The sequence below is a fragment of the Paenibacillus sp. FSL R5-0345 genome, from assembly GCF_000758585.1.
Taxonomy (GTDB): domain Bacteria; phylum Bacillota; class Bacilli; order Paenibacillales; family Paenibacillaceae; genus Paenibacillus_AQ.
In genome coordinates this window covers 1,281,944-1,302,854 of the sequence record NZ_CP009281.1, presented here as the reverse complement: position 1 = coordinate 1,302,854, position 20,911 = coordinate 1,281,944, and the positions used below count along the sequence as shown (strand labels likewise).

Genomic DNA, 20,911 nt, shown 5'->3' with positions numbered 1-20,911 from the left:
TGATCACCACCTTTAAGCGCTCTTTAGCTGCTGTAATTCATCCTCCAGCGCTGCTATCTTATCGTTTGAAAACTGGATCATGTGCTCGTTATGCTGCATACCGCCGTAGTCTCCGTACTTTTTCGCCTCTTCCAATCCTTTGGCGTACACGACTGCAGCGTTCTCCCATACTTCTATTTCAGCAGAAATCCGTTCCTGCCTAGTCATGCGATCACTTTCCTCTCTCTGTATGCCTTGAATCCATAGTTCCGATCCAGCAGACGCTTATCAATCTGCACTCTTGGAGTTTCAAGAGATTTCATGTGAATCAGCATCTTGATAGCAAGCGAAGGTGATACATTTCCGTTCTCCGATATCTCACGTCTAGCCAACTTTTCATAATCTGCACTGGTCATGCGATCATCCCCTTCTTATTGCGTTTATCCTTCACGATCTGGTCGAGATCATCAGCGACTTTGCGTAGTTCCTTACCTGTGGGACACTTCTCGTTGCAATGCTTCTGCAGTCGGTTATAGGATGGGTGGGCCCACCGCTTGTCCAGTTTCAATGGGCACGTTTTTCATACTTCTAGGTGCTTGTCCATTTGTTGGATAACGCGGTTACGTTCCATGGATTAGCTCCGGTGTTTCGTAGATGTTACCGATCACTTCGCATTTAACTTCTCCCATTATTGTTATAAGAGAGAATTTTGCTTTTCCACTAGCCTTAAACATTCCATCATCGAAAATTACCTTGTATTTGTTTTTCCATTGAAGAACATATACTAGATCCCCTTCGTATATCTTCCGTCCGTTCTTATCTTTTAGTCCGGTATATTCCATGATCTCAAATTCTCCGTCTAAATAACTCCAATCACCGCCACCGTAATAACCCATATCTGGAGCATCTGCGAATAAAACACCATCGTGTACAATTTTGATATGTTGTGTGTCTGATCTGAAGTCAGGATATTCTCCAGTACTACTAAACAACATTTCCTTTTGGATTTTATCCCACGCCCGGAACTTAATCTCTCTACTCATTTATGCTTCCTCCTTATAACTCCACGCGCGCGTGGGTGGCTTTGTAAACTCCGTTAACTACCACCCTCCATTAGAAGGGTAGCTCGCCCTGATTTGGATCAGTCGTGGTCTCTGTCGTTTCCTCAGTAACATCTTTCCAATCCGTAACATCTACAATTTCACTCATATTTTCAGCAGAGGAATCAAAGTATTTGGTTGTTTCGTCCTGATCGACTGCGCGTTGGAACTCAACACTGATCGGCATATATTTCATTAGAGATTTAAGAACTGTCTTCTTGGCCATCTCGTCAAAGTGGTCAACCCATGGCCCGAAGTTCTTAGCCTTACTGAATTTATCTCGATGTATCATGATGTCCTGTCTACTCATGACCATGAAGGAGTAACCGCCATCCTTGAACTTGGCATAAGAGTAATACTTCACTACCGGTCCCCGATCACCATCAGCTGGAACGTGTTTCAACTTTTCATTAATTCCGTACTCATATTCAAATTCATCATTCTGGTGAACAGCCTGTGCCATGATGCTGCTGATCTGTCCGGTACGTCGTGCTAGCTCGATCAATCCTTTGTAACCAATCTGGAACTGGCATTCGTCCACGCCTTTGTTCTTATAAGGAATGAGGTAAGCGTGACCTAAGATAGAAGGTTCAAGTCCTAATTGAGCGCACTGCATAACGGCTCCTAGAAGACTTTCTGGCGAGCAAACCTTTAGTTTAGGGTTAGTGCGGATACTGGTTGTAGCGATTCGAAGGAGACGATCAGGAGTAAGATGTTTAGGAATAGCCTGCGCGATAGCTGGCTTCATTTGTTCGAATAGGTCATTGATGGTTTTACCTTTGGTCGGTGTTGTTGTGGTTGTTGTAGCTATACTTGATAACGTTCCGGCTAATCCGCTTTGGCTTGTTGGTGATTTTGTCATACTCATTGTTAATTTCCTCCTAATATTTTGAATACGCGACTACCGCGTGCGTTTGTTTTCCAAGAACAAAGTTTTTCATCTTTCCATATTGCTAGTTCATTCTCTCCCATCAACTGCTTAACTTTGTTTTTCACGTCCTCATGGTCTTCCTCTGCCTGTTTTAAGGCTGTCTTCGTTGCTAGTAGTCTATTTACAAGGTCATAGTAGACTTCGCTTATATTGACGCTTGTAGAGGCGCTACGTGGGAACATGTAATTCATCAGGTTAGTGTCCTGCGCTTTAACTTCTGGTAGAACCTTTGCCTTCACATGGTCATTCCAAAAGTTTTCTTCTATTGCGATCAGGCTGTTAATCAGGTTTTCATCACGCTCAATTACGCGCCACTGAAAGTCCCAGCCACCTATAAGTACAGCTACATACCACTTGTCAGCGCCAGTAACAGCCATATAATGATTAGCTTGTAATTGGTACTCTGTTGGAATAACCTCTGAATTCCCATCAAACCAGTGATTCCGCGAATATTCTCCAGTGTTTTTTATTTCAAGCCCGGCATTCTCTCCTGGAACCCAGCGGTCAATGTTCGCAAGCATGCAAGGATGGTCTTTGTGTTGAAAGATGTAATTCTGTTTTTGAACACGTATTCCGGTTTCTTCTTCGAACCAATCAGCTACAACCGGTTCAAGGATGCGGCCAGCCTTCATTTTTGGATTGTCTGCGATAGGTGGAATCTCCCCGATTTTGTCTAAGTAGACTTCCAAAGCTGATTTATAACGGCTTAGTCCACAGATAGCAGCCACATCAGAACCGCCTATGCCACTTCGCCGCCACTGAAGCCAATCGTCATGTTCCATGTCCTTAGTGCTTACTAAGCGTAATGCTTGCATCTGTCATTCCTCCCTAATTCGTGCTAAAATGGTCGTATATTAATTTTCAAAGAGTCTTTCTCGGGTCGCTGTTGCTGCAGCGGCCTTTTCCTTGCGCACTTCTCTTACATAGTTCAGTAGATACACACGTTTTAGTGTGTCGGTTAACGTTCCGCGTCCGTTGGCGATCTTGGCTAGTTCAAGGAATTTCAGGCGTGGTGCCATTGTTTCATTCGCATCCTTTCAGTATCTTTCTATTAATTGCTGAAGCAAATGCTCTGGTAAGCACCACCACTTACGCCCATGTTTATCATGATTTTTAATTATCATGTTTCCAGATTGCAGTGCATTATCCCAAGATCCCTGAATCTTATCCTCACTAACACCATTGTCGAAACACCAAGATTTCCCTCTATTCATCTTCTCTTTTTCATCACTGCTCACTTCACTCTCTCCCTTCCCGTAATGTTCGATTATGTCCAGTACCGTTTTAAGCAGATTCTTTCAACTCTCTTTCTATCTCTAGTTGCCATTGGTAGATCAGATCCTCTTGCGCTTCTTTGGCGGCTATTTCAGCCTCGTACTCACTCAGCGGCATGATCTTCTTTGCTGTATGACCGTAGAAGTGTAGTGTTCTAAGCAGATCTTCGTAGTCGTATGCAGGCCATTGCATGTGCCGTCCGTCAGCCATGTCGACCATGTACTGTGTGGGCTGTGGGTACCGTGTATCCGTATTAGCTTGCATCCCCATAACCCCCAATGCGTCTCACTACAATAAAGGTCGAGCAATCTACAGCCTCCAGCATGCAATCGCGACAGTGTGGTTCGTGGTGCTCGTACACTTCGTAGTCAGCAGTTTTTCCGCATCCGCAGCGTGCTACCATTGGTACTGGTGGTCTGATTGTGCGAACTACTGCTAGCTTTCTTACCTCTTCCAGTTTTTTAGCCAACTTTCTTCTCCTCCTTCATTCTTCCTTTTTGGATTTCCGCGCTATATTTAATGTTTGTTGCTGCCAGCATTTTGTGCAGCTTGTCCCATGTTTTTTGTGACATTCCTGGATTAAACACCTTTTGTTTGAGCATGTGTGTTCCTCCTGTGTAAATTTATCCCTTTTGAGAAGGTTATTAGTTGTGCAAAATTGAATTGTATTAAGCAGAATGTTTTAAAAACTTATTAATGAAGTAAATTTGTCCTTTTCCGGTTACCTTAGATGTATGAGTTAGTTTTGTTACCCCACCTGTACCGCTGCGATAGCCTGTTTTAATCTCAAATATTCCTAGATCCATTGACCGTTGCGTTGGTTTGTTATACTCAGAACCAGACTTTATAAGGTAGCCTTCTTCTCTCATAAATCTGTAAAGTCGATGTTCTCCAATATCTACACCTTTTTGCCTCAATAACTTGGCTAAATCAGCAATCAGGATAGAATCTTTGGAGATTTCAACCGATTCAGCAAAATGAACTTTAGGTTTGTCTTGCTCAATTTTTTCTTCAAGCAACTTATTTTTCGTTTGTTCGTCCTTAATTTTGTTTGCAAGTTGGATAAGAAAGTCTGGTGATGTGATGGCTTGCTCTATTGTTTTTTGGTGTCATATAAGCGCCGTGTTTACGGATGCTTGGAATAACTTCGTGTGTGATCCATCGTTTGAATTGTTTGGCTTCAGGTTTGCGGCTGCCGAGTATTAAGGAGTAAAGGCCAGGTTCGTTTACAACGGAAACATTTTGCATTCCTCCAAGGGTGTCGGTTGAAACTACATCCTTTTCGTCTTCATCTAGCCTATTTAAAGCATCACGATTGTTAGAAATTTCTAGAACATCACAAACGTCTTTCGCTACAAACCAAGGTTGACCATCAATAATTGTGCTGCGTACTTCTTGATTGCTGTACATAAATCTTTGAAGTTGGTTCATACCATAATCACTCCTTAGGCTGGTTTGTTCAATTTTTGAACATTTTTATTAAAAAAAAGATGTTCCATAGGCTTATCTAGTGCTTTTGCAATTCTGTATGCAACAGGTAACGAAGGTAAAGCGTAACCTCGTTCGATGTTGCATAATAATGGTCTTGAAACCTTTGCCTTCTTCGCTAACTTTTCTTGGGTTAAACCTTTTTCAATTCTTGAATTTATAAGATTTGGCAATGGTTTTAGTTCTTTTTCAGTCACGATTGTTCACCACTCTTTCTGTTCAATTACTGAACTTCTTGAATTTATTATACGTTCAATAATTGAACATGTCAACACTTTTAGATCAATTACTGAACGTTTATTTTATGAACAATTTAAACTACAATATAAGGAGGAATAAAAGGATGGTGTCAAATATGGAAAATGAGTTCAAACATAGACTTAAAGAACTCAGAAAACAAAAGAATTTGTCACAGGATCAATTATCTGGAGCGTTGGATATTCCATCTTCATCATTAAGGAGGTATGAAACAAGGGGGGAATTGCCTAAGAGAGAACGTTTAGAACTAATTGCAGATTACTTCTCTGTCTCGATTGATTACTTACTAGGAAGAACAGATAACCCAGAACAAGTTTTATCGGAACCATCCCGGGTTTTAATTGATTCTTTGGACCTTACAGATGAAGAAATTATGAAAAAAATGGATTTCATTGTAGATGGAATAAAGTTAGAAGACGACGATGTAATGAGATTCATAGCGTTGGTTAGGGCAGAACGTTCTATGAAGAAACAAGTGTCTGCCGTTCAGGGTGTAAAAGAAGATAAGCTTTAACATACTCTGGTTTAACATCAACAGGGTTCATCATTGCTATACAGTTTACTATGTAATCCGGTCGGACTCCCACCTCTTCTAATGTAGTTCGCGTAATGTCCATCGTGATTTTATCCATAGAAACAACCCCTTAGTGTTAGGTTCAGCAATGTTTTATAAATATACCACATTACTGTCAGTCTCGGGAACTTATGTTCGCATTTTTGATAAAAAAATATATTGTGAGGCTCGATCATGGGTTACAAACCTGGTCGTTGCCTACTCGGTAGAAGACTCAGAGAAATCGGTAAAAATCAACAATGGTTAAGTGAAGTTACTGGTATCAGCAAAACCCAAATCTCCAATTATGCTACAAACACTCGATATATGTCATTGTCGTCAGCAAAGACAATATCTGTAGCCATTGGTTGCCATATTGACGATTTATATGAGTTTATTCGCGAGTAGGCTTGAGCGGCATTAGCTGCTCCGACCCGGATGAAAGTATATCAACGCGTATACTTTATAGTGTTGTTGTCCCTTCATTTATGAGCAAATTTTACCATGGATATATTAGTAATTAATAGCGGTAAAAAAATGCATTTATATGCTTGAAATTGATTTTATACATAAGTTTTACAAATTAAAATCCGATATAATATATGTTACAGCAAATTCCGCAGCCGATGCGGATATATAAGGGGAAATTATAATGAAGAAGAAAATCATAGCAATAGCAGTTACAGCGAGTTTATTAATGACTGGAGTTGTAAGTGCAGCAAGCATGTGGGGTACATATAAGGGGAATGATATCATTAGAATAACCTCTAACGGAGTTGCGCTGAAGACTAATGATGTTCCAGCGATTAGTTACAATGGTCGAACGATGATTCCTATAAATATGTTGGGGCAGATTGGATTAGGGTATAACTGGGATCAGGATAATAAAACTGTAGATGTTAAATCTCCAGTAGTAGTTAATGAACCAGCGCAGAGCACAACAACTCAGAATATGGGTATCTCAACTTTAGCCAGTCAATTAAAAGGAGATTACATATCTTCTATTGTTTATAGTTCTAATGGAACTTCGTCCATTCTGATTTATAACTATAGTAAGTCATTTACTGATTTAGATAATAATATAAATGCATTATTTTTAAGTAGTACAAAAACAGACGTAGATACATTGACAATAAAAACGATTGATAAATATGAACTAACAATTTACGTAAAAGACGCAAGAGAATTTTATGATGGGAAGACCACAGTAGAACAATTTGCAAAAAAATATAAGATAATAACACCTACACAAACAAGTAATACACAGAATACAACTACCAACACACAGACAAATATACAGACGAATATACAGCCTAGCCAAACCACGCAAAAATCAGACGGATGCCAAGTATTGAGGAATTCACAAGCTGAAGAACTTGCATCATATGAAAGAAACAATGCACCAACTGCGTGGGATGGATCAGCAGGGTATCAAAAGGAACAATTAATTAATAATCAACAAAAATCATTAGCTGCAGCAGGATGTAATTAGTGTAATTTTGTGTTAGTCATATTGCTGCATAAATCCCACTATGCTAAGATATACTAAAGAAGGAGCCGTGCGCTAACACGACTCCAATGTACAATCCGCTATAAGAGCGGTCGGCTTTGCAAAGGTGATCAGAATAGACCGCAGTCCTTTACCAGAGGGCGGTCTATTTCTTTTTGTTGAAGGATAAAATCAACACAACCAAAGTCGCAAATGAAATCATCAGCGTCATCGCTTGGTATACCTCCACAGGCTTCACCTCCCTTCCGGGAGATTAGCCGACCGCCCTTATGCCATTGTACTCTACGATTATATCAGACCGTGCCTAAATGTGGGTATGGTCTTTTTGTTACCCCTACCCTACAATACATACATACAGATAAGGAGTGATCATGTGGTAGCTAAGGCAGATGAAACACCTATCGGAAAAATGAAAGTAGCCATATATATTCGTGTCTCGACTGATATGCAAGTTGAAGACGGCTTTTCTATCGAAGGACAACGTACACGGCTTAATAGTTATGCAGATTCTCAAGATTGGGAAGTTTATGATACTTACATCGACGATGGATATTCCGCTAAGGATCTCAAACGTCCGGCCATGATCCGTATGATGGAAGATATGGAGGAAAAGAAGTTTGAGGTAATTTTGGTGTACAAACTTGACCGTTTAACCAGATCCGTTGGAGATTTACACGGACTTTTAAATACATTTGATAGATATGGAGTTAAGTTTAAGTCAGCTACAGAGATTTTTGAGACCACTACTGCTATGGGTAGATTCTTCATCACACTCGTTGGTGCAATGGCTGAATGGGAACGTGGGACGATCTCAGAGCGTGTACGTTTCGGAGTGGAACAAATGGTAGCCGAGGGAAGACGACCTGGTGGCGTATTGCCGTACGGTTATACGCAAGAAGGTGAACTAATTCCTGAAGAAGCAGATTTGATTAGAGAAGTTCGCGATTTGTACATGAGTGGTATGGGTTATAAAACCATTGCAATGAAGATGAATCGTGAAGGTAAATCACGACGCGATAGTGAATGGACGAGTGCCACTGTGGGTTACACACTAGAGAACCCTTTCTATGCAGGAATTATCAGAATAGGTTCTAAAACACCTGAAGGATCTTACGTTAATACTAGACGTAGCGAAAGAGTGAAATGTATATACGGTAAAGGAAGTCATGTATCTATATTTACAGATGAAGAATATGATGAAATTAAACAGTTCATGAAAAGAAAAACACACAGTGGATATAGTCAAATTAAAACATATTGGTTCAGTGGAGTTTTACGCTGCGGTAGATGTGGCGGAGCTATGTTTGGACATCTATCAACTAGACGCACAACAACTAAGGGTGTCGTGAGAACACCTTACTATATTTGTTCTAGAAAGCACCATGGTGATAAGTGTGATCTGCCTACGTTTAGGCAAAATCACGTTGAATATTTAATAATGGATTATATAAATAGGGTTCAGGAAGATACTGACAAATTAAAATCCGCATCGTTAGAAATGATTGCAGATGAAGGAAAAAAGACAACTGAAATTGATAAGGCGAAACGAGATCTAATCAAAATAGCAGACCGCCGAGAGAAATGGCAGTATATGTTTGTAGAGGGTCTAATATCAAAAGAAGACATACGCCATAAAATGGCTGAGGAAGATGTCGCAGAACAAGAAGCTCGACAAAGAATCGCTAATAATCAAAAATCACTTTCAGGAATTCCGAGAGTTACTGAATTAGCAGGACTTGCTGAGGCATGGGAATATATTGATGATGATGAAAAGAAAGAATACATCTACACTATTTTCAATAGGATCGAAATAAATACTGACTTAACAAAGCCTAAAGGTGTGAAAAATAAGTTTTTTGATGCTTATATTCAAGATGTATCATTTAATTAACTTCACAATTAAATATTATGATATGGTACTCATATTTCACTTAATGAGTACCATATTGCATTATATAGACTTCCATCGTGTCCAGTGTTCATCGCCTGCAGCATATCGAGACATTCCGCTCCCCGCACCTCACCCACAACAATTCGATTAGGCCTCATCCGCAACGAAGATCTGATCAAATCCCGAATGGAGATCTCTCCTCTACCTTCTGTATTCGCGTTTCTAGTCTCCAAGGATACAAGATTAGGCACAGTTACAATCTGTAGCTCAGCGGAATCCTCTATCGTAATGACCCTCTCCTGTGAAGGGATAAACTGAGATAACGCGTTTAGAAAAGTGGTCTTCCCTGAGCCCGTTCCCCCGCTGATAAAAATATTGTATTTAGCAGCTACTAAGATTTGCAGAAGCTCTGCTGCTTCCTGGCTTAAGGCTTCACGCCCCACCAATTCATTCATCGTCATCGGCGTCTCTGGGAATTTACGAATAGTCATCGCCGGTCCTTTCAGCGAGACTGGCGGAAGTACAATATTCACACGGGATCCATCCTTAAGCCGAGCATCAACGATAGGAGAGGAGTCATTAACTACCCTGTTAACTCCGGAGACTACCGTTTGGATAATGTCCTCCAGCCTGCTACTGGACTCAAATTCCAAAGGAAGACGACGAATCTGACCCTCCTCTTCTATAAAAATCTCAGTATGACTGTTGATCATAATCTCCGTGATCGCCGGGTTATCCACTAATGGCTGAAGCACATCCAATCCTCGGAAAGAATCAAACAATCTCTTTACTAACTCATGCTTCTCATGCGCCGTTAAATAACGTAGACTTTCACTTTCTAGAATCGTTCGTTCGATATAACCGGTGAGTTCACGGTTTCCTACTGCAGAAGTTACATCAAGTCCTGCACGAATCTCACTACGCAGCGCCCTGAACATCTCCTCATTCATGCAAGTTCTTCCCAGTAAAAACTAATGGGAGTTCTGGCTCTACAATCCGCTTACACAACTGCAAGATTTCCCTCTGAAATTGCGGTGAGTTCAAAAAGAGCTCCTCACGGTGTTGCAGCGTCCATGATTGGATAAAGGGGCATACCCCTTCAATGCTAATTCCTTCAGGAGGCACCCACTCTTCCATACGATTTCCCGCAAAATTCACTACAAATCTACTCTTGTCCATCACATGGGGTGTCATACCAGAGTTAGGGGTGTTGCAATGCGATAACCACCTCATAGTCTTATACATGCATACATCATCATTTTTCAGGACCCACAGTAGAATCCTGCTTCTTTGTAACACAGCTTTTGCTCGTTCTTCCTCGATACTGCCGGTATCCACAATAACAACATCAAAGTTTCTCTCAGCAACTAGACGCTCTAACAAATCCAATGTATCTTCCATAGTCATCTGAAGCATTTCCTTCACATTAATAACTGGCCTAAAAGCAGCCGTTCGGAGGTGATCATATCTAATGAAGTATTGTCCTAATTCGATCGTATCTGCTTCACCCTTGTCTCGACTGGCCTTTATTTCATAAAGCAGTCGCTCTAGCCCAGGCGTATGACCTGCAGGGATTCGAAGAAACAACCCACTGCTATCTACACTTTCAAGGTTTAGATAAAACACCGAAAGGCCCATCTCACCAAGCTGCTTAGCCATATTCAATGCTATTGTGGTTTTGCCCATGTTACCGCTAGAAGAGACGACCCCAAGTAACAGCGTTTCATCTAGCACAGAAGATCCTCTACCTCTTTGGACTTCACATAACTGAAGGAAAGCCCCCAGAAGGGAAGGCAATGCCTGATATTTGGCAATCATCACCCCTCCTGCTAGACTCTTAGCACTCTTACCAAGATAACCTCCATCCTCACTCAGGACCGCCCATGGAACCATGTTTTTTCCCTCTATCAGCCAAGCCTCGATGAAAGAAGAGTCCCCTACAACAGCATCCGGGATGTCCTCTCCCCTCATGAAATCAATAAAAGCATCCTTTCGGCTAAAAGCCGTAATACGCAGCATTTCTCCGTACTCGCTGTGATGAAGATAATGTAATAGAGGTTCGATATATTGACTTTCACGCACTGCGAGCACAATCCTTGCCGCCATGAAACCACGCTCCTTTCGATAAAAGGAAATCCATTATTTTCTCAAAAAAGACAGCAAAAAAAGCACCGACAATAACCGTGGATACGGTAATTGAACGGTGCTTCCGTCGCTATTCCTTTAATTTACAGCTATAGTAGCATATATACAAGAAGGCAGCAATAAGTTTTTTCGCACACTAGCTGGATACTATACTCTCATCTTATCTTCGCGCCAGTTCTTAATGGCAGACCGGATATCGTTAGGATTGAGCTTCTCCTTCACGGCTCGCTGACACAGTGCTGGGAACTCATCGTCACCTGCATAGCGCAGCGCTATAATTTGGGATAATTCAAGCTCCGGGTTCAAAGCTTCGCCTGTCAGACGGAAATAGCGAAATTGCTCTTCCACTCTCACCACGCGATCCTGATTTTTTGTCGCATATATACGAATTCTCGTAATCGCAAATAGTAGGCATAAGGACAAGCCAAATAACAGCAATGGCACCGTTAAAACCCCATCATCACGTATCTCTTGAACAGCATAAATCGCCGACCACACAAACAAAATTAGCGCAAGCGGCATAGTTACAAAATGATAAGGCCAATCAAAACGCATAAATCCTTTAGGCTTCCCTTTATTCATAATTCATCTCCATATTCTATATGACTTGTAGAGTGCTTAAAGCTTGGTCTCGCCGGGAATAGCAACGACAAAGGGCTTGTTATTCTCCCAGTTCAGCGACTTCCCTGAAACCTTAGTCGTTCCATCCACATTAACGATTCCGCAAATAATCTGACTTCCCCATACACTCGTATAATAATAGGCATAGGATGGTGCTAAAACAGGGGCTTTACCATATTCCTTTGCAATAGGATGTCCAAATATCGCGGTAAAATCTTGTTTATCAGCCTCTTTCGAATCGTCCAAATCTGCTTCCCATACGACTGTTCTAATGTTGTCTTTAATCTCATAATACGATACAAAATGCCCATAGATTATGAAATATCCATCAGACCTGCCTTCTGGAAAATAATACGACATAGATAACGCTTCATTATCACCCGTTAATTGAGACGGCTCTCTTTCTTCAAACGGAAATTGTAAGGCAGCAATGCGGGAAACAACCAAATCGTTACTATTATAATTCTGCACAAGCTTTGCATTTGCACGTTCCTGAACCCGGACAGTATTCGTACTAGCGTCCAGAGTTACTCTAGCCCCAAGAGCTTCTGCAATAAACCTTAGCGGTACTGTAACTCTTCCATCCATGATTCTAGCAGGTGCATCCAGTTGTACAGATTCCGAGTTCTTCCATGCTGTTCGAGAACCTACTGTAAGCTTAATCTTCATAGAGTCTCTGATGATCGCTACTTGCTTTGTACGGGCTTCCCACTGAATAGAAGTATTCTTGAAGCTCTCAAAAGCCTTCAGCGGAACCATCGTCTGTCCAGAAACGATATGCACACCGTAATTCACGCTCGAATTATTCACCATTACCTTGAGCTTAGCCTCTGCGGATACCGTTCCCATCGTACCTAAAGAAACTAACATAACTATTAATAGATAAAGCCCTGCCTTTCGCAGCATCCCTTCACCCCTCGCTAACTGTCCTAAACTATACCAAATTATGGTTACATTATAACATCTAGCCAAATCTCGGATTACAAAAATCTTTGTTTGATCTCCGGTGTTGGGAGCAGACACTGCTCATCGCGCCCGAACCAACGGTAACGATTCCTTGCAACAAAGCGGTAAAGGATATTCCGTATTGGGCGCGGCACTATAATGAAGAAATACGCAACAGGCCAAGGCCATCTCAATCTACGCGCAATCCGCAGTACAGCAGCCGACTCTGTATAACACACACCGTTCTCCAGCAATACAACTGTGTTCAACTGCCCAGGTTGAAGTCCAGCCTCCCTCATTAGCTTAGCAGCAATTTCACTTTGTAAAGGCGCAAATAGAAATTTAGCCTTGGGATCACGCGGGATGATGAAACGAATCAAACCTTGGCAAAGATGACACACCCCATCGATCAGCACAATGGATTTATTTTGCATAATGTTCAGCTCCTCGTTCATTGCTCCCCCTCCCTGATAAAGATAAGTGTATCGCATATTTTGGGTAAAACAAAAACGCGGGATAGAAATCCCGCGCCAACATGTACCGTTCTTTAATTATTCAGCAATTGCCTTTTCAATCCATTGATCGCCGATCATTTGTCCTTCGAAATCAGCAGTGAATGCCTCCATGCATTTACAGATGAAATCTTTGCGACAAATTGGACATGGAGTTTTAAGCAGGCGGCTGATGTTCGTCATTTTCCATTCCGGAAACCGATTATAAAACGCACGGCACTCCGTTCCATCAGCAAGCTTGATAATGAACTCGTACAATCCTTCCTTATCGTTGCTGCTGGCTTTGGTCACATTCGTAATATTCGGTCTGTAAGACATCTTCATCACCCATTATTTAAATTTTTGGTTGTAAATTGCACACGCAACATATTCTCAGATACTTAGACATATTAAAGAATTTTAAGGGTGATGTCAACCAAAGACGCCTAACACGGAGGCTATTTATTACTCTTTTATGATCAACGCCTTTATTCAGTCATTATTTCCATAAAATATATACAGATACATTTAATTTATGATCATTAATTTCACAATGATTTGATAAAGTGAACGAGCGTTAATAATTCATAGAACATTCTTATTTGGCTCTCTCTCATAAATGGTGTACAATTAAATTGTGATAAATCAAAATAGGAATTCAAAAGGAGGTGGCATCCATGAGTATATATGATTTTGAAGTCAACACTCTTCGGGGTGCAGAAGAATCATTGTCCAAGTACAAAGGCAAAGTGCTCCTTGTTGTGAATACAGCTAGCAAATGTGGATTTACGCCTCAGTATAAAGGGCTTCAGGAAGTGTACGAGAAATTTAAGGATCGTGGATTCGAAGTGTTAGGTTTCCCAAGCAATCAGTTTGCCGGCCAAGAGCCTGGTGAAAGTGATGAAATTGCAGAATACTGCGAGATTAATTATGGAGTAACCTTCCCCATGTTCGAGAAGATTGATGTAAAAGGCGACGAAGCACATCCCTTATTCAAATACTTATCTAAGGAAGCACCTGGTGTTCTAGGCTCAAAAAGCGTGAAATGGAACTTCACGAAATTCCTGGTGGATCAAGAAGGCCGTGTCCTTAAGCGTTTTGCTCCTAAAACTACTCCTCAGCAGATCGAATCTTATATCTCCAAGCTTTTGAAATAATCCGTTTAAGAAAAAATTCCGAAAAAGGATACCGGCCACATCACTCAGTCCACTAGCTGATATGCGGTCAGTATCCTTTTTGTCTTTAAACATGATATTGTGATAAATCCCCCTCCTAACCCCTTTGGAATAATTTATATTTTTGAGAAAATTACTGGGAGGGGCAAGCGATGGTTAAACTGCGTGATTTGCCAGAACTACAGGTTATCGGTTGGACAAATGTTAATGCCTCTGGAGAGCCTTATCCGAATCTTTGGGAATTTGTTTTTGGTGAGTTAGATATTGATGCGAAATTTGACTCCATCCCCTCAAAAGTTCAAGACAGCGGTTGTTATCTGGGTCTATTTCAGAATCGTACATCTGTCCCCCGATTGTGGGAACAAGCTGCTTGGGATCATGAGTTCTTCCTTGCGGTCGAAGTAAAGCAGCTAGATTTCATTCCTGAAGGGCTTGTGCAGAAGACCTTCCCTGCATCAACCTATGCCATATTTACAGCAAACGGGGTGCCTCACTCGGCTTTTCAGAACACTTGGAATCACATACATAATGAATGGCTGCCGCATTCTGAATATATATTCAATCCGGATGGTGTCTTTTTCATTCAATATACAGAAAATTCCGGACCAGATGATGAACGATTCGAAGCCCATTTATGCGTCCCTATTAAGAAAAAGTAGTGCTTTCCCCAATACTTGATTAAGCACAAAAAAGAAGCCTTGCGTCGCAAGGCTTCTTTCGTCAATCTATATGCGGTAGAGAGGACTCGAACCTCCACGGGTATACACCCACTACCCCCTCAAGATAGCGTGTCTGCCATTCCACCACTACCGCGCGGTGTGTTAAACATAAAACTTTGTTTGAGGTCAACATTCATTATTATAAATGTACTTCTCCAAAATGTAAAGGCGTTGATTCAAGAATTTTCATCTACCAATTTCTGCTTGCGATACTCAGCAAAAGCTATGTATTCTTTAATGAATTCCTTTTCTTCTGGAAGCAATTCATCCACTCGACCTTCACTTGTCTTCACTTCTTCGAAATCATAGGTCGCACTGCTCTCTTTCAATATCTCAGGTGTGTTTCTGCCTAAGATAAGCCAATCCAGACTCACATGAAAAAAAGCACCGATCTCAATCAATTTATGTGTTCCCGGAGTAGACTTCCCCCGCTTCCAATCGCCCATATTCCCTGTGCTAATATTTAACTGCTCACAGAACGATTTCTTGGTCAGACCTTCTTGCTTAATTAAGTACTCTATACGTTCGTAAATGGTCTGCATCAGTGAACCGCCTTTCACAAAAAAAATAAAAAAAGACTTATTTAAGTGATTCGTATTGTAAAATAACGTAAAAAAGTATATAATTGGTGCTATTATGTATTATCCGATTATATCATATGGCTAGAATGACGATAAGAGGCGACTCAGGTGACAAGTAACTCCCTTTATTATCTTATCATCTTGAAGGATCTCTAGGAGGGAGCGGTTACTTTTGTCAAAGTGCTTATCATCTTCCATTATCCATTCACTTGAACGCCTCCCCCACAATGCAGTGGTCATCAACAATCAAGGAGTTATCCAGTTCACCAATCGGAAGTGGAAGGTATTTAGTCATGAATACGGCCTCTCCCCCCATAACAAATGGATTGGAGCTTATTATTCGGAGCTTATGCAAGATGTGATTGTCGATTCCGAACAATGGGCCAAGCTTTGTGAGTCGGTGACAATCATACTCAGCAGAGAACATCAGGTTTATACTGCTGAATTCTCCATACAACCCATCAATAAAGGGAACCGGATTTTTCGTTTGGAGCTCTATCCTCTTCTTTCAGATGATTACTTAGAAAATGCTTTTATTATTTCTCTATATGATTTGGGCGCTTTTATAGAAGGAACTCAGCTCTCAGGAATCACAAGCCTCTGTTCGACATGCCAGTCAACACATGAGTTAATCCCTATCTGCGCTTCCTGCAAATCTATTCGAAATTCTAAGGATGAATGGATCACTATTGAACATTTTTTAAAGCAACAGCTTGCTCTACAATTCACCCATGATATCTGCCCAGACTGTGTCAGACAGCTTTATCCCCAATATGCCAGAGCCTTTAAGAACTAATCAGTTTATCTAATCTTATAAAAAAAAGTAAGAAAACCTCTGCGAAGCAAAGGATTTCTTACTTTTATTTGTATGCGGTAGAGAGGACTCGAACCTCCACGGGTATACACCCACTACCCCCTCAAGATAGCGTGTCTGCCATTCCACCACTACCGCATAATATGACCCGTATGGGATTCGAACCCATGTTACCTCCGTGAAAGGGAGGTGTCTTAACCCCTTGACCAACGGGCCTTAGCAAGGTTGTCTTAACGTGACAACAAAAATTATGATACCAGAAATATAAAGACATGGCAAGCACTTTTTTTCATCCATTTTTCAGCCCATAGCATTCTTAGATACTTCAATCATCTCTATATCCCAATCAGATCTAATTCTGACCTTGACCCACTCATATTGTTCCCTTGAATCGCTGTGTATCTCATAGACATAAAGAAGCTTTCTTCTGGAGCCATGGTCCTCATAACGGATAGGTTCAATAGAAAGATTTGCGCCACAAGATATTACAGTCTTGGATAGCTTTCTCCTAATAGAAGGATAGTGCTTACCATTCAGTACGCGATGCATATGTAGCATCATACCAACGCCGATCAACGCAGCAAGCCCACCGAAGATCAGTCCTGCCAGGCCGTTATAATAAGACATATCCCCTTGATGTGTAAACGAAAGTATAACGGTCTGCGTAAGAACGAGGGATATCAAGGAGGCTGCTAGATTGGATAGTTTAATTGCCGAAACTGCCGGCGCTTTTCCTTTTCTCATTGTAACAATCGATCCATGCACCGCCGTACAGAAATAACCGCACGCAATAAATGATAAAAACTATGCTAGACGTAGTCAAGATGACTCCAACCCTGAAGTAGCTCTTATATTCTTCTCTGCCGTACCCATACGGATGTGTTTCGTCAGGCGGCCGCTTCCCCTTAAGATGCCTTTTAACCGCAGTTGCCTTCGCTAAGGCTAACCCTACATTGTACAAAGCATATATGCATAAGAAGATTGAGGCAGTATAGAGCCCTACAATCATTTTTCCAACGGCCATAACAATGTTCATATAAAACGATATTTTTGCATACTTGATTGAACGTTCTATTTTTCTTTAATCCATATTCCTCACTCCCACTAACTAACAAAAAAAGAGCCCTTGAGGCTCTAACGAATATATTCACGGATTCATAATTGAATCCAAGTTCGATCATCTTCTTACTGAAGCTTTTTCCAGCTGAGAGGGCGAGCGGAATGCGCAGTTTTCTATCCCGAACAAAGCTCCCCTTCCCCTGCGTGGAATAAACAAGCCCCAGCTCCTGCAGGCGTTCATATGCTTTCCGAGCGGTCATACGCGGAACCTTGAACCGCTCTGCAAGCTCATGCTCCGATGGCAATTTATCGTCAGACACATACTCACCTGACTGAATAGAGGCGATCAAATGATCCATAATATCCATTTCTTCAGACATTCTGATCACCCCCATAGCAGCAATTGCTTACGTTCCTTCAGCGCACCTACAACTGCAGCATCAGGACTTTTACTGCCAAGTGTTATAGGACTTTCACCATAGAAGCCATGAAAATCTGAACCTCCGGTCATGATCAGATTATATTTAAGTGCCAATTCCCGTGCCCGAAGCTCATCTTCTTCTCTATGCAATGGATGCCATACCTCAATGCCTTGTAAACCAACCTCCACAAGTTCATCTACAGCCTCAAAGCTCTGGTATTGCCCCGGATGTGCTAGCACAGGAACACCACCAGCCAGAATAATGGTCCGAACTGCATCTTTCGCATCGACATATTCTGTTGGAATATAAGCAATGCCAGGTCGCTCTCCTCGCTGCCCTCGTGAGAAAAGCTTTTTATATAAGTCGCCATAGATCCGATCCGTATAGCCTTGATCAATTAGCGCATGCATAATATGCTGCTTATATACTCCCGTTCCGCCTTCGGCGTAGCTCAGGACATCCTCCCAGCGAATGTTATAGCCAGCTTCGATTAACCACTTAGTTGCCAAGCAACAGCCTTCATGACGCCGTAGAAGTAGAGGACTACATAAAGCATTAATGACTTCATGATCCTGTTCGATAAAATAGCCAAGAATATTAATCCGACGTTGGCGCTGCGTATCATAGCCTGATATCTCAATGCCAGGGATAAATTCGATGCCACGCTCTCTGCACATCTCGTCCATCTCAGCTAGCCCCTGTGTTGTATCATGATTGGTAACTGCCAAGTGCCCAATTTGTTCTTAAACAGCAAGCTCCAGCAGCTCTGTAAAATGAAGTGAACCATCCGACATTCTCGTATGACAGTGCAGCTCAATTTTCATAGCTTCCTCCTTCAATTTACTTCTTGAGCCCATTCTAACTTGATGCCAAGTAGCAAGGGTCATGGCAATGTAAGCGGAACGTTTAGAATTGTAATAATTTAGATATGAAAAAAGAGCAAACCCAGTGTGATGATCTGGGTTTGCTCTTTTGTTTTCCTCTGAACTTATGGATTAACCTTCGCTTCGAAGGTTTGTACTCCATCTACAAATTTTAGCACCACCGCTGCTTTTACCGGGTCATGCGTTTCATTCATTGTGATCTTACCCGTAGCCAGTTGTAAATCCTTCGTCCCAGCGAGTGCCTCCTTCAGCTTCTCAGGGTCCGTGGAGTCCGCACGTTTAATAGCATCCGCTACTAGCTTCACAGCATCATATCCAAGCGCAGCCATCCCATCTGGAACAAGATCACCGTTAGCAGCCTTGAAGGCATCTACGAACGATTTCACTTCAGGCGAGCTATCTTCAGGTGAATAGTGATTGGACATATACGTATTATTGAGCGCCTCAGCGCCGGCAATCTCAGCCAGCTGTGGTGAATCCCAGCCATCCCCGCCCATAAACGGAATAGTGATCCCCATCTCACGAGCTTGTTTTACGATTTTGCCGACCTCTTCATAATAGCCCGGGAGATAAATCACATCGGGATTAGCTTCTTTAATACGTGTTAACACGGCTTTAAAATCAGAATCTTTTTGTTGATAGGATTCTTCGCTTAAGATAGAGCCGCCATTTTTAGTAAAAGTAGCTTTAAAAAAGGTTTGCAGCCCTTTGGAATAATCACTAGATGCATCTGTATAAATAACTGCTGTTTTCGCTTTAAGTGTATCCTTGGCGAAGTTCGCCATTACTTCTCCTTGAAAAGGATCAATAAAAGAGGCGCGGAATACCCATTCATTCAAGTCACCAGTACGTTCATCAACAGTTACTTTGGGGTTTGTGGCTGAGGAGCTGACCAGAGGAATGCCTTTTTCTTGAGCAACAGGAACAATCCCTAGTGTATTCGTAGATGTAGTTGCACCGATAATAGCTACGACTTTATTGGTAGTAATTAGCTTTTGCGCTGCGCGTGTCGCCTCTTCCGACTTAGATGCATTATCCGCTTCAATCAATTCAAGTTTTTTGCCGAGCACTCCACCAGCATCATTAATTTCTTTTACCGCCAGCTTTGCCCCTTTAAGTGCAGAATCACCGAAGGAAGCCTGGCCGCCTGTAAGCTCAAGGTCTGCTCCAATCTTGATGGTCCCTCCACCAGCATTCTCGCCCTCAGCGGTAGTGTCGTCTGTCTTGTTCCCACAGCCTGCCAGCAATCCACCAGCCAATAACACAGTCATCAATATGGCCCCGATTTTCTTCATTCTCTTCCAGCCTCCCAAAATAAATGATTTATAGGTTCTTTCTGTGATGCTGTTGTGAACTAGCCGATGAATTAATGTCCCAGATAAGCCATTCTGATCTCTTCCGAGTCTGCCAATTCCTTGGCATCTCCCTCAAGCACCACTCTGCCTGTTTCGAGCACATAAGCTCGATGAGCAATCTTAAGTGCCTGATGCGCATTTTGTTCTACAAGAAGTACTGTCGTTCCAGAGGCATTCACTTCTTGGATGATCCGAAAAATATCCTGAACGAGCAATGGAGCCAGCCCCATGGAAGGTTCGTCTAGCAGCAATAGCTTGGGATGCCCCATCATTGCACGCCCCATAGCGAGCATCTGCTGCTCCCCGCCAGACAAGGTGCCGGCAAGCTGTTTTTTCCTCTCTAAAAGACGCGGGAAGGTGGAGTAGACCTTGGCAAAGTCAGCAGCTAAGCTGCCCGAATCTTGTAAAAAAGCGCCTAACTCCAGATTTTCTTCCACCGACATATTAGCAAATACACGCCTGCCTTCCGGACAATGAATAAGCCCCTGTTTTACGATGGACTGCACACTCTGATTCGCAATCGATTTTCCAAGGAAATCTATAGTACCTGTCTTCGGTTTCAGCAATCCTGAGAGGGTCTTGAGCAATGTAGACTTTCCTGCTCCATTAGCTCCAATTAGAGTTACGATCTCGCCTTCTTTTACATGCATATTTAAATCCTTCAAGGCATGAATGGCCCCATAATACACATTAATTTCTTGTATACTAAGCATGG

34 protein-coding genes, 3 tRNA genes and 1 pseudogene are annotated in these 20,911 nt (G+C 41.9%); 7 read left to right on the top strand and 31 right to left on the bottom strand.

The window, feature by feature from the left end:
* Positions 1 to 12 precede the first annotated feature (12 nt).
* From R50345_RS05770 to R50345_RS05725, 13 genes are all read right to left on the bottom strand, one after another.
* Positions 13 to 207, bottom strand: a complete 195-nt coding sequence (locus R50345_RS05770) for a hypothetical protein (RefSeq protein WP_042124823.1) — start codon at positions 205 to 207, stop codon at positions 13 to 15.
* Positions 204 to 395 carry a hypothetical protein gene (locus R50345_RS05765; protein ID WP_042124821.1) on the bottom strand — a complete coding sequence of 64 codons (192 nt, stop codon included), beginning with the start codon at positions 393 to 395 and terminating at the stop codon, positions 204 to 206. Before R50345_RS05765 ends, R50345_RS05770 begins: the two co-directional genes overlap by 4 nt.
* A 204-nt stretch (positions 396 to 599) precedes the next feature.
* Positions 600 to 1,022 carry a YopX family protein gene (locus R50345_RS05760; protein WP_052414487.1) on the bottom strand — a complete coding sequence of 141 codons (423 nt, stop codon included), beginning with the start codon at positions 1,020 to 1,022 and terminating at the stop codon, positions 600 to 602.
* A gap of 70 nt (positions 1,023 to 1,092) precedes the next feature.
* A complete protein-coding gene (gene recT / locus R50345_RS05755) occupies positions 1,093 to 1,947 on the bottom strand; it encodes a recombination protein RecT (protein WP_052414486.1) in 855 nt (284 codons plus the stop codon).
* 2 nt (positions 1,948 to 1,949) lie between these two features.
* Positions 1,950 to 2,825 carry a YqaJ viral recombinase family nuclease gene (locus R50345_RS05750; protein ID WP_042124820.1) on the bottom strand — a complete coding sequence of 292 codons (876 nt, stop codon included), beginning with the start codon at positions 2,823 to 2,825 and terminating at the stop codon, positions 1,950 to 1,952.
* 39 nt (positions 2,826 to 2,864) lie between these two features.
* A complete protein-coding gene (locus tag R50345_RS31145; RefSeq protein ID WP_156114729.1) occupies positions 2,865 to 3,029 on the bottom strand; it encodes a hypothetical protein in 165 nt (54 codons plus the stop codon).
* Positions 3,030 to 3,047: 18 nt separating this feature from the next.
* A complete protein-coding gene (locus tag R50345_RS05745) occupies positions 3,048 to 3,248 on the bottom strand; it encodes a hypothetical protein (protein ID WP_042124818.1) in 201 nt (66 codons plus the stop codon).
* A 46-nt stretch (positions 3,249 to 3,294) separates the two neighbouring features.
* On the bottom strand, positions 3,295 to 3,477 hold the full coding sequence (locus tag R50345_RS05740; protein ID WP_156114728.1) for a hypothetical protein: 183 nt from the start codon (positions 3,475 to 3,477) through the stop codon (positions 3,295 to 3,297).
* Positions 3,478 to 3,538: 61 nt separating this feature from the next.
* Positions 3,539 to 3,754: a hypothetical protein gene (locus R50345_RS05735; protein ID WP_042124814.1), complete on the bottom strand. Its 216-nt coding sequence runs from the start codon at positions 3,752 to 3,754 to the stop codon at positions 3,539 to 3,541.
* Complete coding sequence (locus R50345_RS31140; protein WP_156114727.1) at positions 3,747 to 3,887, bottom strand: hypothetical protein; 141 nt, start codon at positions 3,885 to 3,887, stop codon at positions 3,747 to 3,749. Before R50345_RS31140 ends, R50345_RS05735 begins: the two co-directional genes overlap by 8 nt.
* Positions 3,888 to 3,953: 66 nt before the next feature.
* Complete coding sequence (locus R50345_RS32305; RefSeq protein ID WP_331281357.1) at positions 3,954 to 4,304, bottom strand: phage antirepressor KilAC domain-containing protein; 351 nt, start codon at positions 4,302 to 4,304, stop codon at positions 3,954 to 3,956.
* 22 nt (positions 4,305 to 4,326) lie between these two features.
* Entirely contained in the window at positions 4,327 to 4,716 is a 390-nt protein-coding gene (locus tag R50345_RS32300; RefSeq protein WP_331281356.1) for a BRO-N domain-containing protein, read from the bottom strand.
* Between the two features lie 14 nt (positions 4,717 to 4,730).
* Entirely contained in the window at positions 4,731 to 4,970 is a 240-nt protein-coding gene (locus R50345_RS05725; protein WP_052414485.1) for a helix-turn-helix transcriptional regulator, read from the bottom strand.
* 146 nt (positions 4,971 to 5,116) lie between these two features.
* On the opposite strand from R50345_RS05725, the gene R50345_RS05720 reads away from it, so the two are divergent.
* The 3 genes from R50345_RS05720 to R50345_RS05715 all read left to right on the top strand — a co-directional run bounded on the left by R50345_RS05720 (position 5,117) and on the right by R50345_RS05715 (position 7,076).
* Positions 5,117 to 5,545 (top strand): helix-turn-helix domain-containing protein, encoded by a 429-nt coding sequence (locus R50345_RS05720; RefSeq protein WP_052414484.1) that lies wholly within the window; start codon positions 5,117 to 5,119, stop codon positions 5,543 to 5,545.
* Between the two features lie 234 nt (positions 5,546 to 5,779).
* A complete protein-coding gene (locus tag R50345_RS30665) occupies positions 5,780 to 5,992 on the top strand; it encodes a helix-turn-helix domain-containing protein (RefSeq protein ID WP_081954007.1) in 213 nt (70 codons plus the stop codon).
* Positions 5,993 to 6,236: 244 nt separating this feature from the next.
* Complete coding sequence (locus R50345_RS05715) at positions 6,237 to 7,076, top strand: stalk domain-containing protein (RefSeq protein WP_042124813.1); 840 nt, start codon at positions 6,237 to 6,239, stop codon at positions 7,074 to 7,076.
* Between the two features lie 163 nt (positions 7,077 to 7,239).
* Here R50345_RS05715 and R50345_RS32400 read toward each other — a convergent pair whose 3' ends face one another.
* Entirely contained in the window at positions 7,240 to 7,323 is an 84-nt protein-coding gene (locus R50345_RS32400; protein ID WP_442950204.1) for a putative holin-like toxin, read from the bottom strand.
* 144 nt (positions 7,324 to 7,467) lie between these two features.
* Between R50345_RS32400 and R50345_RS30150 the strand changes: the two genes are divergently transcribed.
* Positions 7,468 to 8,985, top strand: a complete 1,518-nt coding sequence (locus tag R50345_RS30150) for a recombinase family protein (RefSeq protein WP_052414483.1) — start codon at positions 7,468 to 7,470, stop codon at positions 8,983 to 8,985.
* Between the two features lie 65 nt (positions 8,986 to 9,050).
* On the opposite strand, the pseudogene R50345_RS05705 reads toward R50345_RS30150, so the two are convergent.
* From R50345_RS05705 to R50345_RS05680, 6 genes and pseudogenes are all read right to left on the bottom strand, one after another.
* Positions 9,051 to 9,935 (bottom strand): annotated as a pseudogene (locus R50345_RS05705) (CpaF family protein); the annotation flags it as partial.
* A complete protein-coding gene (locus R50345_RS05700; RefSeq protein ID WP_042124812.1) occupies positions 9,928 to 11,091 on the bottom strand; it encodes a P-loop NTPase family protein in 1,164 nt (387 codons plus the stop codon). The pseudogene R50345_RS05705 and the gene R50345_RS05700, both read right to left, overlap by 8 nt.
* A gap of 186 nt (positions 11,092 to 11,277) precedes the next feature.
* Positions 11,278 to 11,712 carry a DUF6526 family protein gene (locus R50345_RS05695; protein ID WP_042124810.1) on the bottom strand — a complete coding sequence of 145 codons (435 nt, stop codon included), beginning with the start codon at positions 11,710 to 11,712 and terminating at the stop codon, positions 11,278 to 11,280.
* Between the two features lie 36 nt (positions 11,713 to 11,748).
* Positions 11,749 to 12,657 (bottom strand): copper amine oxidase N-terminal domain-containing protein, encoded by a 909-nt coding sequence (locus R50345_RS05690; protein WP_042124807.1) that lies wholly within the window; start codon positions 12,655 to 12,657, stop codon positions 11,749 to 11,751.
* A 74-nt stretch (positions 12,658 to 12,731) separates the two neighbouring features.
* A complete protein-coding gene (locus R50345_RS05685) occupies positions 12,732 to 13,151 on the bottom strand; it encodes a thiol-disulfide oxidoreductase DCC family protein (protein WP_042124805.1) in 420 nt (139 codons plus the stop codon).
* A 96-nt stretch (positions 13,152 to 13,247) separates the two neighbouring features.
* Positions 13,248 to 13,526 carry a hypothetical protein gene (locus tag R50345_RS05680; RefSeq protein ID WP_042124803.1) on the bottom strand — a complete coding sequence of 93 codons (279 nt, stop codon included), beginning with the start codon at positions 13,524 to 13,526 and terminating at the stop codon, positions 13,248 to 13,250.
* A gap of 338 nt (positions 13,527 to 13,864) precedes the next feature.
* Here R50345_RS05680 and R50345_RS05675 point away from each other — a divergent pair, with 338 nt between their 5' ends.
* Both R50345_RS05675 and R50345_RS30145 read left to right on the top strand, forming a co-directional pair.
* Positions 13,865 to 14,344, top strand: a complete 480-nt coding sequence (locus R50345_RS05675) for a glutathione peroxidase (protein ID WP_042124801.1) — start codon at positions 13,865 to 13,867, stop codon at positions 14,342 to 14,344.
* A 170-nt stretch (positions 14,345 to 14,514) separates the two neighbouring features.
* Entirely contained in the window at positions 14,515 to 15,021 is a 507-nt protein-coding gene (locus tag R50345_RS30145) for a GyrI-like domain-containing protein (protein ID WP_052414482.1), read from the top strand.
* Between the two features lie 71 nt (positions 15,022 to 15,092).
* Here R50345_RS30145 and R50345_RS05665 read toward each other — a convergent pair.
* Positions 15,093 to 15,175: transfer RNA gene (locus R50345_RS05665), tRNA-Leu, on the bottom strand.
* Between the two features lie 82 nt (positions 15,176 to 15,257).
* Positions 15,258 to 15,623, bottom strand: coding sequence for a helix-turn-helix domain-containing protein (locus R50345_RS05660; protein WP_042124799.1), 366 nt, complete (start codon positions 15,621 to 15,623; stop codon positions 15,258 to 15,260).
* A 211-nt stretch (positions 15,624 to 15,834) separates the two neighbouring features.
* Here R50345_RS05660 and R50345_RS05655 point away from each other — a divergent pair, with 211 nt between their 5' ends.
* Entirely contained in the window at positions 15,835 to 16,458 is a 624-nt protein-coding gene (locus R50345_RS05655; RefSeq protein WP_042124797.1) for a hypothetical protein, read from the top strand.
* 73 nt (positions 16,459 to 16,531) lie between these two features.
* On the opposite strand, the gene R50345_RS05650 is transcribed toward R50345_RS05655, so the two are convergent.
* The 9 genes from R50345_RS05650 to R50345_RS05620 all read right to left on the bottom strand — a co-directional run bounded on the left by R50345_RS05650 (position 16,532) and on the right by R50345_RS05620 (position 20,909).
* A tRNA-Leu gene (locus R50345_RS05650) sits at positions 16,532 to 16,614 on the bottom strand.
* 6 nt (positions 16,615 to 16,620) lie between these two features.
* Positions 16,621 to 16,692 (bottom strand) — tRNA-Glu (locus tag R50345_RS05645).
* Positions 16,693 to 16,776: 84 nt separating this feature from the next.
* On the bottom strand, positions 16,777 to 17,220 hold the full coding sequence (locus tag R50345_RS05640) for a hypothetical protein (RefSeq protein ID WP_042124795.1): 444 nt from the start codon (positions 17,218 to 17,220) through the stop codon (positions 16,777 to 16,779).
* The gene (locus R50345_RS32395; protein ID WP_375105352.1) at positions 17,183 to 17,485 is read right to left on the bottom strand and encodes a cation efflux transmembrane domain-containing protein; all 303 of its coding nucleotides are present in this window, start codon (positions 17,483 to 17,485) and stop codon (positions 17,183 to 17,185) included. Before R50345_RS32395 ends, R50345_RS05640 begins: the two co-directional genes overlap by 38 nt.
* Positions 17,394 to 17,915: a GntR family transcriptional regulator gene (locus R50345_RS31820; RefSeq protein ID WP_052414481.1), complete on the bottom strand. Its 522-nt coding sequence runs from the start codon at positions 17,913 to 17,915 to the stop codon at positions 17,394 to 17,396. Before R50345_RS31820 ends, R50345_RS32395 begins: the two co-directional genes overlap by 92 nt.
* 5 nt (positions 17,916 to 17,920) lie before the next feature.
* Positions 17,921 to 18,685: a PHP domain-containing protein gene (locus R50345_RS05630; RefSeq protein WP_331281355.1), complete on the bottom strand. Its 765-nt coding sequence runs from the start codon at positions 18,683 to 18,685 to the stop codon at positions 17,921 to 17,923.
* Between the two features lie 15 nt (positions 18,686 to 18,700).
* Complete coding sequence (locus tag R50345_RS32295; RefSeq protein ID WP_331281354.1) at positions 18,701 to 18,844, bottom strand: hypothetical protein; 144 nt, start codon at positions 18,842 to 18,844, stop codon at positions 18,701 to 18,703.
* Between the two features lie 101 nt (positions 18,845 to 18,945).
* Entirely contained in the window at positions 18,946 to 20,136 is a 1,191-nt protein-coding gene (locus tag R50345_RS05625) for an ABC transporter substrate-binding protein (RefSeq protein ID WP_042124793.1), read from the bottom strand.
* Positions 20,137 to 20,207: 71 nt separating this feature from the next.
* A complete protein-coding gene (locus tag R50345_RS05620; RefSeq protein WP_042124791.1) occupies positions 20,208 to 20,909 on the bottom strand; it encodes an ABC transporter ATP-binding protein in 702 nt (233 codons plus the stop codon).
* Between the last annotated feature and the right edge of the window lie 2 nt (positions 20,910 to 20,911).